This is a genomic window from Streptomyces sp. NPDC046831, from assembly GCF_040645305.1.
GTDB lineage: Bacteria > Actinomycetota > Actinomycetes > Streptomycetales > Streptomycetaceae > Streptomyces.
Window position 1 is genome coordinate 55,669 of record NZ_JBEYXZ010000037.1, and the last position, 13,404, is coordinate 69,072.

A 13,404-nucleotide genomic window follows, 5' to 3' on the forward strand; every position below is an offset into this window, starting at 1 on the left:
GGAATTGCGGAAGATCGTTTTCACCGGTCGCTCAGCCGCCCGCTGATCCACTGCAACGTCCCCGGGATCTCCCGCCGCCAGGTGTTGAAGTTGTGTCCGCCGCTGTCGAGGATGATCGACGCGATCCGGGTCCGGTGCGTGGCCCTCACCTCACGGACGAACCTGAGCGTGTCCTGGTAGTTCGACTCCCCCGTCCGGCTGCTGCTGACGAGCAGTGAGGTGTCCGGGGCGGGCAGGTGTTTGAGGCACCACCGCAGGTCGGCGCGGTTCCTCAGGTCCTCGTCGCCGTGGAAGAGGTCGCCCGTCGTGGGATCGACCGGCGCCTCGTAGTAGGGGGAGAGGCCGGCTCCGGCGGCGTACACCCGCGGATGGTGGATCGCGAGTTTCAGTGCGCAGTAGCCACCCGTGGAGTCGCCGATGACGCCCCAGCTGCCCGGCTTCCTGCCGACCCGGTAGTGGGCGAGCACGGCCTCGGGCAGATCCTTCGCGAAAAACGACTCGGTCTGCGGGCCGCCCGGGATGTCCACGCACTCCGTGTCGCGCGGCGGCGCCACCGTGGGCCGCATCATGACGAGAATCATCGGCTGCATCCGTCCGTCCTTGGCGAGTTCCCGTGCCGTGCGCGGATAGTGCAGTTTGTCGACGAGCGCCTGCGCGGTGCCCGGATATCCGGTGAGGACGACGGCCGCGGGGAACGTGCGCGTCCGGTACTGCGGCTGGAAGTACTCAGGCGGCAGGTAGATCAGCGCGGGCGTGGCGATATCGGTCGTCCGGCCCACGATCCGCACCTTCTGGATCTGGCCCGCGCTCTGCGGCCGCGACGGCCCGCCCTGCGCCGTCCGCTGCGTGCCGACCACCTGAAGCGGGCCCCCGGAACCGCCGCCGGCGGCGGCGTGCTCGACGACGACGCCCTCGCCGGTCTCCTGCCCCAGCAGGTCCGCCCAGCCGGCGTAGAACCCGAAGGCCTGGTTGACGGCGAGGCCCGCGCAGCCGAAGAGCGCCAGCTGGGTGGCCAGCAGCAGGCCGACGCGTCCGCTGACGGACCGCCAGCCCGTGCGCGCCAGACGCGGCCACAGCCAGACCGTACCGACGAACAGCAGCAGCGCGCACAGCACCGCCAGAACCAGCACTACGTTGCTCGTGAGACCCATGGGCCCTTCCCTGCCTGTGCTTCCCGCCCGGTCCGGGCCGCCTCTCCCCGGGAGGATCCCCCCGGCTTTTCCCGGGCTTTCCCCGGCCTTGGGACGGGCTTTCCGTCGGGGAGGAACCTCTCTGACCGAGACACCGTCCTAGAGGGCGCAATGTCGCCGGATGCCCGGATCGGCACCGGATTCACGGTCTCTCGCAAAACTACGGGATGCGATGTCTGTCAGGATAGATGGGGAATTGTCGAGCCAGGTTCCGGGCGGGCCTGGCCGGATGCGGCGCGTGCTCCGCGGCCCGCGCCCCGAGGCCGTCCCCGCCGTGGTCGGCCGGGCCTGCGCCCTCGTGGGCCTCCTGGACATCGCCGCGGGCGTGTTCCCGCGCTTCCGGCGCAGCCGTATGCACGCCCTGGCGGAGGTCCTGCCGGGCTCGTTCGGCCCGTTCGCCGCCGCCCTCTCGCTGAGCGCGGGCGTGCTGTTGCTGCTGCTCGCGCACGGCCTGAAGCGGCGCAAGCGCCGGGCCTGGCGGGCGGCCGTGGCGCTGCTGCCGGCCGGCGCGGCGGCCCAGTTCGTCTACCGGCACTCCGTCGTGGGCGTGCTCCTCTCGCTCGCGCTGCTCGCCCCCCTGCTGGTCCACCGCGCCCAGTTCGCGGCCCTGCCCGACCCGCGCAGCCGCTGGCGGGCACTGGCCAACTTCGTCCTCATGGGCGCCGGTTCGCTCGCCCTCGGGCTGGTCATCGTCAGCGTCCACCCGCACCGCGTGGTCGGCGACCCGGGCCTCGCCGACCGGCTGACCCACGTGGTCTACGGCCTGTTCGGCTTCGAGGGCCCGGTCGCCTACCAGGGCAGCACCTCCTGGACCGTGGCGTTCTCCCTCGGCGCCCTGGGCTGGCTCACCGCGGCCACCACCGCCTACCTGGCCTTCCGCCCCGAGCACCCGGCCGCCCGGCTGACGAAGGAGGACGAGGCCCGGCTGCGCGCCCTGCTGGACAGGCACGGCGGCCGGGACTCCCTCGGCCACTTCGCGCTGCGCCGCGACAAGGCCGTCGTCTTCTCGCCCAGCGGCAAGGCGGCCGTCACCTACCGCGTCGTCTGCGGCGTCATGCTCGCCAGCGGCGACCCGATCGGCGACGTCGAGGCCTGGCCCGGCGCCATCGAGCGCTTCATGGACGAGGCCAGGGCCCACTCCTGGACGCCCGCGGTCATGGGCTGCTCCGAGACCGGCGGCGAGGTGTGGACCCGGGAGACCGGCCTGGACGCCCTGGAACTGGGCGACGAGGCGGTGGTGGACGTCGCGGATTTCTCGCTCGCCGGACGCGCGATGCGCAACGTCCGCCAGATGGTCAAGCGGATCGAGCGGGCCGGCTACGAAACCCGGGTACGGCGCGTCCGTGACCTCGGCGACGCCGAGCTGGAGCGGATCCGCCGCGCCGCCGGGGACTGGCGCGGCACCGACACCGAACGGGGTTTCTCCATGGCCCTCGGACGCATCGGCGACCCGGCCGACGGCGACTGCCTCATCGCCACCGCGCACAAGCAGGACGCCGAGGAACCGGGCCCCTACGGCGACCTGAAGGCGATCCTGCACTTCGTCCCGTGGGGCGCCGACGGGGTGTCGCTCGACCTGATGCGGCGCGACCGCTCGGCCGACCCGGGCATGAACGAACTGCTGATCGTCGCCGCGCTGCAGGCCGCGCCGAGGTTCGGCATCAGCCGCGTCTCGCTGAACTTCGCCATGTTCCGCTCGGCACTGGCGCGCGGCGAGAAGATCGGCGCCGGGCCGGTGCTGCGGGCCTGGCGGGGACTGCTGGTGTTCCTCTCCCGCTGGTTCCAGATCGAGTCGCTGTACAAGTTCAACGCCAAGTTCCAGCCCCGCTGGGAACCGCGCTTCGTGGTCTACCGCGCCTCCGCCGACCTGCCGCGCATCGGCTTCGCCGCCATGCAGGCGGAGGGCTTCGTCGACCTCGCCCTGCCGCTGCCGCGCTTCCTGCGCCGCCGCACGACCGCCGCCCGGCCCTGCGCGCACAGCGTGGCGGACGGCGGCGTCCGGGCGGCGTGACCGGACCGGCCCGTGCGGGCGCCCGCCCCTCCACGGGGGGCTCCCGCCCGGGCCGCCACCGCGGTGCGGGGCCGCCGCGGCACACGGTTGCGCACCCCGGCGGCCCCGCACCCGCCCGCAGGAGAAGACCCCGCGCCCGGGGCCTACGCTGAACACATGAGCAAGCAGACCGGCCGCCGCCCTGTGGCGGGCCTCCCCGCATGGGACCGCTGCGCGGTCATGGGAGTCGTCAACGTGACCCCCGACTCCTTCTCCGACGGGGGCCGCTGGTTCGACACGACGACCGCCGTCAAGCACGGCCTGCACCTGGTCGAGGAGGGCGCGGACCTGATCGACGTCGGCGGCGAGTCCACCCGCCCGGGCGCCACCCGCGTCGACGAGGCCGAGGAGCTCAGGCGGGTCGTCCCCGTCGTCCGCGGACTGGCCTCCGAGGGCGTCACCATCTCCGTCGACACCATGCGGGCCTCCGTCGCCGAGCAGGCGCTCGCGGCCGGCGCCACGCTCGTCAACGACGTCAGCGGCGGACTGGCCGACCCGGCCATGATCCCCGTCGTCGCGGACGCCGGCGCCCCCTTCGTCGTCATGCACTGGCGCGGCCTCCTGGAGGGCGCCAACGTCAAGGGCGTGTACGACGACGTCGTCGGCGAAGTCGTCGACGAGCTCCGCGGGCGCGTGGAGGCCGTCCTGGAGGGCGGCATCGCCCCCGAGCGCGTCGTCGTCGACCCGGGCCTCGGCTTCTCCAAGGGGGCCGAGCACGACCTCGTCCTCCTCGCCCACCTCGGCCGGCTGCTCGACCTCGGGTACCCCGTGCTCGTCGCCGCCTCCCGCAAGCGGTTCCTCGGCCGCGTCCTGGCCGGCCCCGGGGCCGCCCCGCCGCCCGCACGCGAGCGCGACGCGGCCACGGCCGCCGTCTCCGCGCTCGCCGCGGACGCCGGCGCCTGGGCCGTGCGCGTGCACGACGTGCGCGCGACGGCGGACGCGGTACGGGTCGCGGGGGGCCGCGGGGGGGGGGGCGCCGCCCCACACGCGCCGGCCCCCCCCGCCACGCCCCGGGGGCCCCCCGCGGGGGGCGAGCGGGCGTGGGGCGCCCCCCCCGGTCCGCCGCGCCCCCCGCCGCAGGACACGCGCCGGACACCGCCGCCACGCCCGGGATCCCCGCGGCCGGGGGGACCGGGGGCGCGGCGCCCGCCGAAGGAGCCCGGTGAGCGCCCCGCACACGGACGTCGAGCAGGTCGAGGCCGCCAACACGGCCTTCTACGAGTCGCTGGAGAGCGGCGACTTCGAACTGCTGACCTCGATCTGGCTCACGCCGGCCGACCTCGGCGTCGACGAGGAGTACCACGACCCCGCCGACGCGGGCGTGGTCTCCTGCGTGCACCCCGGCTGGCCGGTGCTCAGCGGCCGCAGCGAAGTCCTCAGGTCGTACGCCCTGATCATGGCGAACACCGACTACATCCAGTTCTTCCTCACCGACGTGCACGTCTCGGTCACCGGCGACACCGCCCTGGTGACCTGCACCGAGAACATCCTCAGCGGCGGGCCCGCGCCCGCCGAGGGCGACGAGCTGGGCCCCCTCCTCGGGCAGCTCGTCGTCGCCACGAACGTGTTCCGGCGCACCCGCGCCGGCTGGAAGCTGTGGTCCCACCACGCCTCCCCGGTGCTGACCGAGACCGACGAGGACGAGGACGACGACACGCCCGCCTGAGTGGGTTCCGGCTCCGCCCGGAGTACAAAGTGGTTGGAATCACGCAGGCGCGGGTAAGCGCGGCTACCGACGCGTAAGCAGGCGCGTTCCCCAGGGAAAACGCACTCCGGGACCCTCGGGAGCCGCGCCCGGACCGTGTCCCGGTGGCCCGGCGCTGTCGGTGCCCGCAGGTAGATTCGTTGATGGCCGGTGTGCCGACCGCACACGGCGGCGACCGGCCGTCACCCGACGACTGCAGGAGTGATTCGCGTGGATCGTGTCGCGCTGCGCGGCCTGAAGGCCCGCGGGCACCACGGTGTGTTCCCCAAGGAGCGGGAGGAGGGCCAGACGTTCATCGTGGACGTCGTCCTCGGCCTGGACACCCGGCCCGCCGCGGCCGACGACGACCTGGCGAAGACCGTGCACTACGGCATCGTGGCCGAAGAGGTCGTCGCCGTCGTGGAGGGCGACCCGGTTGACCTGATCGAGACGCTCGCCGAGCGCATCGCCCAGGTCTGCCTGAAGCACCAGGGGGTCGACGAGGTCGAGGTCTGCGTCCACAAGCCGGACGCCCCGATCACCGTCCCCTTCGACGACGTGACCGTCACCATCATCCGGAGCCGAGCATGACCCGACCCTCCACCGCGGGTCACAGCGACCCGACCGTCCAGCCGGTGCCCGCCGCCGTCGTCGAGCAGGTCGACGCCGCCGACACCACGCTGCAGAACCCCAGGCGCGCCGTGCTCTCCCTCGGCTCGAACCTGGGCAACCGCCTGGAGACCCTCCAGGGTGCCGTCGACGCCCTGGAGGACACGCCGGGCGTCCGCGTCAAGGCGGTCTCCCCCGTGTACGAGACGGCGCCGTGGGGGGTCGAGCCCGGCACGCAGCCGTCGTACCTCAACGCGGTGGTGATTCTGAAGACGACCCTGCCCCCGTCCTCCCTCCTGGAGCGGGCGCACGCCATCGAGGACGCCTTCAACCGGGTCCGCGACGAGCGCTGGGGCCCGCGGACCATCGACGTCGACATCGTCGCCTACGCCGAGGTCGTCTCCGACGACCCGCGGCTCACGCTGCCCCACCCCCGCGCCCACGAGCGCGCCTTCGTCCTCGCCCCCTGGCACGATGTCGACCCGGAGGCCCAGTTGCCCGGCCGCGGTGCCGTGGCCGGTCTGCTGGCCGAGGTCACCCGCGAGGGTGTCGCGGTCCGCCCGGACCTGGAACTCCGGCTGCCCGAGTAGCCGTTAAGGTCAGGACGGCACAGGACGGACGGGCAGGCCGCCGAACCACAGTCCGGGGGAGCTGAAGGGACACCGTGAAAGAGCTGCGCATCAGGGTGCTGGCCGGCGTGTTCGTCGTCGCCGGAGTGCTGTCCTGGGCGGGCGCACGCCTGTGGAACGCGGTGGGGACACTCCCCGGCGTGCCCCTGGCCGCCCCCATCGTCCTCGCCCTGATCGCCGCGGTCCTGGTGGCCACGGCGCTCTCACTGCGGGCCCGGCTGAAGGCCCAGCGCGAGCGCCGCCCCGAGGCCAAGGGCGTCGACCCCCTGATGGCGGCCCGCGCGGTCGTCTTCGGTCAGGCCAGCGCCCTGGTGGCCGCCCTCGTCGCCGGCATGTACGGCGGCACGGGCGTCTTCCTGCTGGAGCTGCTGGACATGCCCAACCGCCGCGACCAGGCCTTCTACGCCGGTTTCTCCCTGCTCGCAGGCCTCGTCGTCATAGCGGCCGCCCTGTTCCTGGAGCGCGTCTGCAAGCTGCCGGAGGACGACGACAACGACCGCGACGGCGCCGAGCCGGTGGCGTGACCCACCGGGCCGACCGGCACCCGGCGACGAGGCGCCCGGCCGTACGCCCGGGCGGTGACGCCCGTCAGCGCGCCATGATCAGACTCATCGCCTCGTTGCGCGTCGCCGCGTCGCGCAGCTGACCGCGCACCGCGGAGGTGAGGGTCTTCGCGCCGGGCTTGCGGATACCGCGCATCGACATGCACATGTGCTCGCACTCCACGACCACGATCACGCCCCGCGGCTCCAGGATCTCCATCAGCGAGTCCGCGATCTGTGTGGTCATGCGCTCCTGCACCTGGGGACGGCGGGCGTAGACGTCGACCAGCCGGGCCAGCTTGGACAGCCCGGTGATCTTCCCGCTCGCGGACGGGATGTACCCGACGTGGGCGACGCCCCTGAACGGCACCAGGTGGTGCTCGCAGGTGCTGTACACCTCGATGTCCTTCACGAGCACCATCTCGTCGTGCCCGATGTCGAACGTCGTCGTCAGCACGTCCTGGGGCTTCTGCCACAGTCCGGCGAAGATCTCCCTGTATGCCCGTGCCACCCTGGCCGGTGTCTCCTGCAGGCCCTCGCGGTCCGGGTCCTCGCCGACCGCGATCAGGAGCTCCCGTATGGCGTTCTCGGCGCGCTTCTCGTCGAACTCGCCGATGGAGCCCTCGCCGTCCAGCGTCACGGGGTCGGTCATCTGGTTCGCCTCGTTCCTGTGGGTGCCGCCTGGCGGGCACACGTCTTGCTCGCGGACATGCGAAACGCCGCGCCCCCCAGGCTAGAACCTGGGGGGCGCGGCATACATTCCGGGCCCGGTGTGCCCACCGGGTGGCCAGTCGGGTCAGGTGTCCCGGCGGTCCTCCGGGGACTGCTCCGGCGCCGGGGCGGACTCCGTCGCCGTCGACTTGGCGGTGCTGATCGCCGGCGTCGCGCCGTTCGCACCGTTGGTCAGCGCGAGCTCCTTCGGGGAGAGCACCGGCGGGCGGGTGGAGGGGGTGCGCCGCGAGGAACCGGTCCACGCGGGCCGCGGCGGGCGCTTGACCACAGAGGCGAAGATCTCGGCGATCTCCTCCTTGCCCAGGGTCTCCTTCTCCAGCAGCGCGAGGACGAGGTTGTCGAGGATGTCGCGGTTCTCGACCAGGATCTCCCAGGCCTCGTTGTGCGCGTTCTCGATGAGCTTCTTGACTTCCTCGTCCACCAGCGCGGCGACCTCTTCCGAGTAGTCGCGCTGGTGCGCCATCTCACGGCCGAGGAACGGCTCGGTGTTGTCGCCGCCGAACTTGATGGCGCCGAGACGCTCCGTCATGCCGTACTGGGTGACCATCGCACGGGCCGTGGCGGTGGCCTTCTCGATGTCGTTCGCGGCGCCCGTGGTCGGGTCGTGGAAGACCAGTTCCTCGGCCGCCCGGCCGCCCAGCATGTAGGCGAGCTGGTCGAGCATCTCGTTGCGCGTGGTGGAGTACTTGTCCTCGTCCGGCAGGACCATGGTGTAGCCGAGGGCCCGGCCGCGCGACAGGATGGTGATCTTGTGGACCGGGTCGGAGTTCGGCGAGGCCGCCGCGACCAGGGCGTGTCCGCCCTCGTGGTACGCGGTGATCTTCTTCTCCTTGTCCGACATGATCCGGGTCCGCTTCTGCGGGCCCGCGACCACACGGTCGATCGCCTCGTCCAGCATGTGGTTGTCGATCAGCTTCTTGTCGCTGCGGGCCGTGAGCAGCGCCGCCTCGTTCAGCACGTTCGACAGGTCCGCGCCGGTGAAGCCGGGGGTGCGGCGGGCGACGGCGGCCAGGTCGACGTCGGGCGCGACCGGCTTGCCCTTCTGGTGGACCTTGAGGATCTCCAGACGGCCCTGCATGTCGGGGCGGTCGACCGCGATCTGGCGGTCGAAGCGGCCCGGGCGCAGCAGGGCCGGGTCGAGGATGTCGGGCCGGTTGGTGGCGGCGATCAGAATGACGCCGCCCTTGACGTCGAAGCCGTCCATCTCGACGAGCAGCTGGTTCAGCGTCTGCTCGCGCTCGTCGTGACCGCCGCCGAGGCCGGCGCCGCGGTGCCGGCCGACGGCGTCGATCTCGTCGACGAAGACGATGGCCGGGGCGTTCGCCTTGGCCTGCTCGAACAGGTCACGGACCCGGGAGGCACCAACACCGACGAACATCTCGACGAAGTCGGAACCGGAGATCGAGTAGAACGGGACGCCCGCCTCGCCCGCGACGGCACGCGCGAGCAGCGTCTTGCCGGTGCCGGGCGGGCCGTACAGCAGCACGCCCTTGGGGATCTTGGCGCCGACGGCCTGGAACTTCGCCGGCTCCTGCAGGAACTCCTTGATCTCGTGGAGCTCCTCGACGGCCTCGTCCGCGCCGGCGACGTCGGAGAACGTCGTCTTCGGGGTGTCCTTGGTGATGAGCTTGGCCTTGGACTTCCCGAAGTTCATCACCCGGGAGCCGCCGCCCTGCATCTGGTTCATCAGGAACAGGAAGACGACCACGATGAGGACGAAGGGGAGAAGGGAGAGCAGGACGCCGAGGAACGGGTTCTGCTTGGACGGCGAGACCGTGTAGCCCTTCGGGATCTGCTTCTTCTGGTACTTGTCCTGCAGCGTGTTGGCGATGGTCACGCCCTGGTCGCCGATGTAGCTCGCCTGGATCTTCGAGCTGCCGTTGACCTTCACACCGTCCTTGAGCTGGACCTTCACGGTCTGCTCGTCGCCGGTGGAGAGCTTGGCCGACTCGACCCTGTTGTCATTGATCGCCGCAACGACCTGGCCGGTGTCCACCGTCTTGTAGCCGCCGGACGAGCCGACGACCTGCATCAACACGACCACGGCAAGGACGGCCAGCACGATCCACATGACCGGCCCACGGAAGTATCGCTTCACGTCCATCCACACGGAGCGGTGCCGCCCCGTCCCTCCTGCCACAGTGAGTTTGATAAAGACAGTTCTTCTGACGGTACCCCAGCATCCGCGACCGAAGCGGCACGGGACGGCTGGGATCGCCGTCTGCATCGTTCAACGGCGCGGGGCGCCCAGGGGTTCCCGATCACCGCTCGGAGCCCGGGGGCCCGGGTCCCCGGGGTGGTCAGCCGCCGTAGACGTGGGGCGCGAGCGTACCGACGAACGGCAGGTTCCGGTACTTCTCGGCGTAGTCGAGGCCGTAGCCGACGACGAACTCGTTGGGGATGTCGAAGCCGACCCACTCCACGTCGATGGCGACCTTGGCGGCCTCGGGCTTGCGCAGCAGCGTGCAGACCTTCAGCGACGCCGGCTCGCGCGAGCCGAGGTTGGAGATCAGCCAGGACAGGGTCAGCCCGGAGTCGATGATGTCCTCGACGATCAGGACGTGCTTGCCCTTGATGTCGGTGTCGAGGTCCTTCAGGATCCGCACCACGCCGGAGGACTGGGTGCCCGCGCCGTAGGAGGACACGGCCATCCAGTCCATGGTGACGGGGGTGGACAGCGCCCGGGCGAGGTCGGCCATGACCATCACCGCGCCCTTGAGGACACCGACGATCAGCAGGTCCTTGCCCGCGTACTCCGCGTCGATCTTCGCGGCCAGCTCGGCCAGCTTCGCGTCGATCTCTTCCTTGGTGATGAGCACCCGCTGGAGGTCGGCACCCATGTCTTTCGCGTCCACCCGCATCACTTTCGGTTGTCCCACCGGCTGTCCGGCCCCGCCCGGGGAGGGCGGACCCGGCCGCCTCCCCGGGGGGAGGTTCCTCAGCCTTGCCGAATCACCAGTCTGCCACCCTGCCGCTGGGCGACGACTTTGCCGGGGAGGTTGATGGCGCCCTGACCGCGCCAGCCGGTGATGAGCCGGTCGACTTCCTCGATGTGGCGGGCGAACAGGGAACCGGCCGGGGCGCCGGCCTCGATGGCGGCCCGGCGCAGGATGCGGCGGCGGACGGCGGGCGGCAGCGCGTACAGCTTGGCGCACTCCAGGCCGCCGGCGGCGTCGACGACGGCGGACTCGGCCTGGCGGGCCCAGGCGTCGAGCGCGTCGGCGTCGTCGCGGGAGAGCTGGGCGGTGCGGGCGAGGGCCTCGACCACGCCCTTGCCGAGCGCCTTCTCCAGCGCGGGCAGGCCCTCGTGGCGCAGGCGGGACCGGGTGTAGGCGGGGTCGGCGTTGTGGGGGTCGTCCCAGACGGGGAGGGACTGGACCAGGCAGGCCTTGCGGGCGGTCTGCCGGTCGAGGTGCAGGAAGGGACGGCGGTAACGGCCGCCGGCCCCCGAGACCGCGGCCATTCCGGACAGGGAGCGGGTGCCGGATCCCCGGGCGAGGCCCAGCAGGACGGTTTCCGCCTGGTCGTCACGGGTGTGACCGAGCAGGACGGCGGCGGCGCCGTGGCGTTCGGCCGCGGCGTCGAGGGCGGCGTAGCGGGCGTCGCGGGCGGCGGCCTCCGGGCCCACCCGGCGTCCGCCGCCACCGGTGTAGGAGGCGCCGTGCGCCGCCTTCTCCGAGGTGCTGCCGACGGTCACGGCGACGGCCTCGACCGGGTCGAGGCCGAGTTCGCGCAGGCGCAGGGCGACCTCTTCGGCCCTCAGGTCGGAGCCGGGCTGCAGGCCGTGGTCGACGGTGACGCCGCCGGCGCGGACGCCGAGCCTGGGCGCCTCGAAGGCGAGGGCGGAGGCGAGCGCCATGGAGTCGGCGCCGCCGGAGCAGGCGACGAGGACGAGCGGCGGCTCGGGGCTCGGGGGCGGGGCCGTGTCGTGCTCGTGTCCGTGTCCGTGCCCGTGCCCGTGTCCGTGCCGGTGTCCGTCGTGCGGGCGGGCGCCGGGGGGGCTTGCTTCGCGCGTGCGTTCGTCCTGCGGGCGCGCGTCGTGGGCGCGTCCGTCGTGCGGGCGCGCGTCGTGGGCGCGTCCGTCGCGCGGGCGCACCGCACGGGTGCCGGGCCCGCCGCGGGTGGGCTCCGGCATCGGGAACGCGCGCGGGACGGCCGACGCGTCGGGCGGCTCGGTGCCGCCCGGGACGGTGGTCCGCTCGATGAGGATGTCGTGGAGGACGCGGCGTACCGCCAGGCGTATCGCCGCGACCGCAGGATGGGGACCCATGTCCGGTTCCCTTCACGGAAGTCTTCGGGGGTGAGCCCGAGATCGGTCACTCTGAGTGTGTAGATGGTGACAGAAACGGGCCGGTGCCCCGAGCATCGCACGCCTACGCCTGCCGTACGGTCCCTCGGACGGGTGATTGGCGGGGCGTTCGCCTGCCATCGGCTGGATTCGGCTCACCCCGTCCCCGTGGTTCCCCCTACTCGCCCCTGCGGTGCACCCGCGCGATCCAGTCCGCCGGTTTGGCGATCTCGGCCTTGGTGGGGAGGGTGTTCGGCGAGGTCCACACGCGGTTGAAGCCGTCCATGCCCACCTCGTCGACGACCGCGCGGACGAACCGTTCGCCGTCGCGGTACTGGCGCAGCTTGGCGTCCAGGCCCAGCAGCTTGCGCAGGGCCATGTCCAGGCGGGAGGCGCTCCTGGCGCGGCGCTGCTGGAACTTCTCGCGGATCTCGGCGACGCTCTCCACGACCTCGGGGCCGACGCCGTCCATCACGAAGTCGGCGTGCCCCTCCAGGAGGGACATCACGGCGGTGAGGCGGCTGAGGATCTCCCGCTGGGCCGGCGTCTGCACCAGTTCCACCAGGGAGCGGCCGTCGTCGCCCTCCTCGCCCTCGGGGCGGCCGCCGACGAGCGACTGCGCGGCGTCGCGGATGCGCTCCAGGACGGCCATGGGGTCGACGTCGGTCTCCGCGAGGAACGACTGGATCTCGCCCTCCAGGTGGGCGCGCAGCCAGGGCACCGCGGTGAACTGCGTGCGGTGCGTCTCCTCGTGCAGGCAGACCCAGAGGCGGAAGTCGTGGGGGTCCACGTCGAGCTCCCGCTCCACGTGGACGATGTTCGGCGCGACGAGCAGGAGCCGGCCGCCGCCGTTCGCGCCGGCGGGCAGGTCGCCGGTGCCCGGGGCGAAGGTCTCGTACTGGCCGAGGACGCGGGAGGCCAGGAACGACAGGAGCATGCCCAGCTCCACGCCGGTCACCTTGCCGCCGATGGTGCCGAGGACCGCGCCGCCGGCCGTTCCGCTGCGCCGCTCCTGCATCTTGCCGAGCAGGGGCTTGAGGATCTCGCGGAAGCCCGCGACGTTGGCGCGGACCCAGCCGGGGCGGTCGACGACCAGGACCGGGGTGTCGTGGGTCTCGTCGGTGCCCAGACGAGTGAAGCCCCGGACGTGTTCCTCCGAGGCCTTGGCATGCCGGCGCAGTTCCGCGACCACGGCGCGGGCCTCGTCGCGGGTGATGTCGGGGCCCGGGCGTACCAGGCGGGTCGCGGTCGCGACCGCGAGATTCCAGTCGACCATCCCGGGAGATGCGGCACCACCGATGCTCGTCATGCGTCAACGGTACGTGAGCGCTGCCGCTTGAGGCAGGGCGTGAGGCTTCGGCTCGGGGAACGGGTGTTCGTCCGGGGGCGTGGGGGCGGGGGGTGGGGGTGGTGTGCGGGGGGTGCTGCGCGCGGCCGGTGGGGTGGGGGGTTGCGTCACACGATTGGCGTATCGGGGGGACGGGGTGCGGTGCGCGCCGCGGGGGGGGCGGGGTGCGGTGCGCGCTGCGGGGGGCGGGATGCGGTGCGCGCCGCGGGGGGCGCGGTGCGCTGATGCCCCGCGGGGGGCGCGGTGCGCTGTGCGCATGCGGTGCGTGGGTGGGGCGGGGGTCGGCCCCCATCCGCTGCTGGTCGACGATGATCGCGGTGGTCAGCCCGTCG

General features: G+C 72.6%; 11 protein-coding genes and 1 pseudogene. 6 read left to right on the plus strand and 6 right to left on the minus strand.

All coding sequences use genetic code 11. The features are described 5' to 3' along the window. Positions 1 to 20: 20 nt before the first annotated feature. Positions 21 to 1,151 carry an alpha/beta hydrolase-fold protein gene (locus ABZ920_RS25815; protein ID WP_361509507.1) on the minus strand — a complete coding sequence of 377 codons (1,131 nt, stop codon included), beginning with the start codon at positions 1,149 to 1,151 and terminating at the stop codon, positions 21 to 23. A gap of 268 nt (positions 1,152 to 1,419) precedes the next feature. Between ABZ920_RS25815 and ABZ920_RS25820 the strand changes: the two genes are divergently transcribed. From ABZ920_RS25820 to ABZ920_RS25845, 6 genes and pseudogenes are all read left to right on the plus strand, one after another. Beyond that, the gene (locus ABZ920_RS25820) at positions 1,420 to 3,201 is read left to right on the plus strand and encodes a phosphatidylglycerol lysyltransferase domain-containing protein (RefSeq protein WP_361509510.1); all 1,782 of its coding nucleotides are present in this window, start codon (positions 1,420 to 1,422) and stop codon (positions 3,199 to 3,201) included. Between the two features lie 156 nt (positions 3,202 to 3,357). Then, a pseudogene (gene folP, locus ABZ920_RS25825) lies at positions 3,358 to 4,194 on the plus strand (dihydropteroate synthase); the annotation flags it as partial. 208 nt (positions 4,195 to 4,402) lie between these two features. After that, entirely contained in the window at positions 4,403 to 4,906 is a 504-nt protein-coding gene (locus tag ABZ920_RS25830) for a nuclear transport factor 2 family protein (RefSeq protein WP_361509513.1), read from the plus strand. Positions 4,907 to 5,155: 249 nt separating this feature from the next. Continuing rightward, positions 5,156 to 5,515: a dihydroneopterin aldolase gene (gene folB, locus ABZ920_RS25835; RefSeq protein ID WP_361509516.1), complete on the plus strand. Its 360-nt coding sequence runs from the start codon at positions 5,156 to 5,158 to the stop codon at positions 5,513 to 5,515. After that, positions 5,512 to 6,123, plus strand: a complete 612-nt coding sequence (gene folK / locus ABZ920_RS25840; RefSeq protein WP_361509519.1) for a 2-amino-4-hydroxy-6-hydroxymethyldihydropteridine diphosphokinase — start codon at positions 5,512 to 5,514, stop codon at positions 6,121 to 6,123. The genes folB and folK overlap by 4 nt, the downstream gene beginning before the upstream one ends. Positions 6,124 to 6,197: 74 nt before the next feature. Further along, on the plus strand, positions 6,198 to 6,686 hold the full coding sequence (locus tag ABZ920_RS25845; RefSeq protein ID WP_361509522.1) for a DUF3180 domain-containing protein: 489 nt from the start codon (positions 6,198 to 6,200) through the stop codon (positions 6,684 to 6,686). 64 nt (positions 6,687 to 6,750) lie between these two features. On the opposite strand, the gene folE is transcribed toward ABZ920_RS25845, so the two are convergent. The 5 genes from folE to ABZ920_RS25870 all read right to left on the minus strand — a co-directional run bounded on the left by folE (position 6,751) and on the right by ABZ920_RS25870 (position 13,033). Next, entirely contained in the window at positions 6,751 to 7,356 is a 606-nt protein-coding gene (folE, locus tag ABZ920_RS25850) for a GTP cyclohydrolase I FolE (protein ID WP_361509525.1), read from the minus strand. A 144-nt stretch (positions 7,357 to 7,500) separates the two neighbouring features. Then, positions 7,501 to 9,540, minus strand: a complete 2,040-nt coding sequence (gene ftsH, locus ABZ920_RS25855; protein WP_361509528.1) for an ATP-dependent zinc metalloprotease FtsH — start codon at positions 9,538 to 9,540, stop codon at positions 7,501 to 7,503. A gap of 196 nt (positions 9,541 to 9,736) precedes the next feature. After that, the gene (gene hpt, locus ABZ920_RS25860) at positions 9,737 to 10,297 is read right to left on the minus strand and encodes a hypoxanthine phosphoribosyltransferase (RefSeq protein ID WP_361509543.1); all 561 of its coding nucleotides are present in this window, start codon (positions 10,295 to 10,297) and stop codon (positions 9,737 to 9,739) included. Between the two features lie 77 nt (positions 10,298 to 10,374). Then, the gene (gene tilS / locus ABZ920_RS25865) at positions 10,375 to 11,706 is read right to left on the minus strand and encodes a tRNA lysidine(34) synthetase TilS (RefSeq protein WP_361509531.1); all 1,332 of its coding nucleotides are present in this window, start codon (positions 11,704 to 11,706) and stop codon (positions 10,375 to 10,377) included. A gap of 196 nt (positions 11,707 to 11,902) precedes the next feature. After that, positions 11,903 to 13,033 carry a zinc-dependent metalloprotease gene (locus tag ABZ920_RS25870; RefSeq protein WP_361509534.1) on the minus strand — a complete coding sequence of 377 codons (1,131 nt, stop codon included), beginning with the start codon at positions 13,031 to 13,033 and terminating at the stop codon, positions 11,903 to 11,905. Positions 13,034 to 13,404 lie beyond the last annotated feature (371 nt).

Excerpts from the sequence above, each read along its gene's own strand:
- ABZ920_RS25815 (WP_361509507.1), bottom strand. The coding sequence starts at position 1,151 with ATGGGTCTCACGAGCAACGTAGTGCTGGTTCTGGCGGTGCTGTGCGCG.
- ABZ920_RS25820 (WP_361509510.1), top strand. The coding sequence starts at position 1,420 with ATGCGGCGCGTGCTCCGCGGCCCGCGCCCCGAGGCCGTCCCCGCCGTG.
- folK (WP_361509519.1), top strand. The coding sequence starts at position 5,512 with ATGACCCGACCCTCCACCGCGGGTCACAGCGACCCGACCGTCCAGCCG.
- folE (WP_361509525.1), bottom strand. The coding sequence starts at position 7,356 with ATGACCGACCCCGTGACGCTGGACGGCGAGGGCTCCATCGGCGAGTTC.
- ftsH (WP_361509528.1), bottom strand. The coding sequence starts at position 9,540 with ATGGACGTGAAGCGATACTTCCGTGGGCCGGTCATGTGGATCGTGCTG.
- hpt (WP_361509543.1), bottom strand. The coding sequence starts at position 10,297 with ATGCGGGTGGACGCGAAAGACATGGGTGCCGACCTCCAGCGGGTGCTC.
- tilS (WP_361509531.1), bottom strand. The coding sequence starts at position 11,706 with ATGGGTCCCCATCCTGCGGTCGCGGCGATACGCCTGGCGGTACGCCGC.
- ABZ920_RS25870 (WP_361509534.1), bottom strand. The coding sequence starts at position 13,033 with ATGACGAGCATCGGTGGTGCCGCATCTCCCGGGATGGTCGACTGGAAT.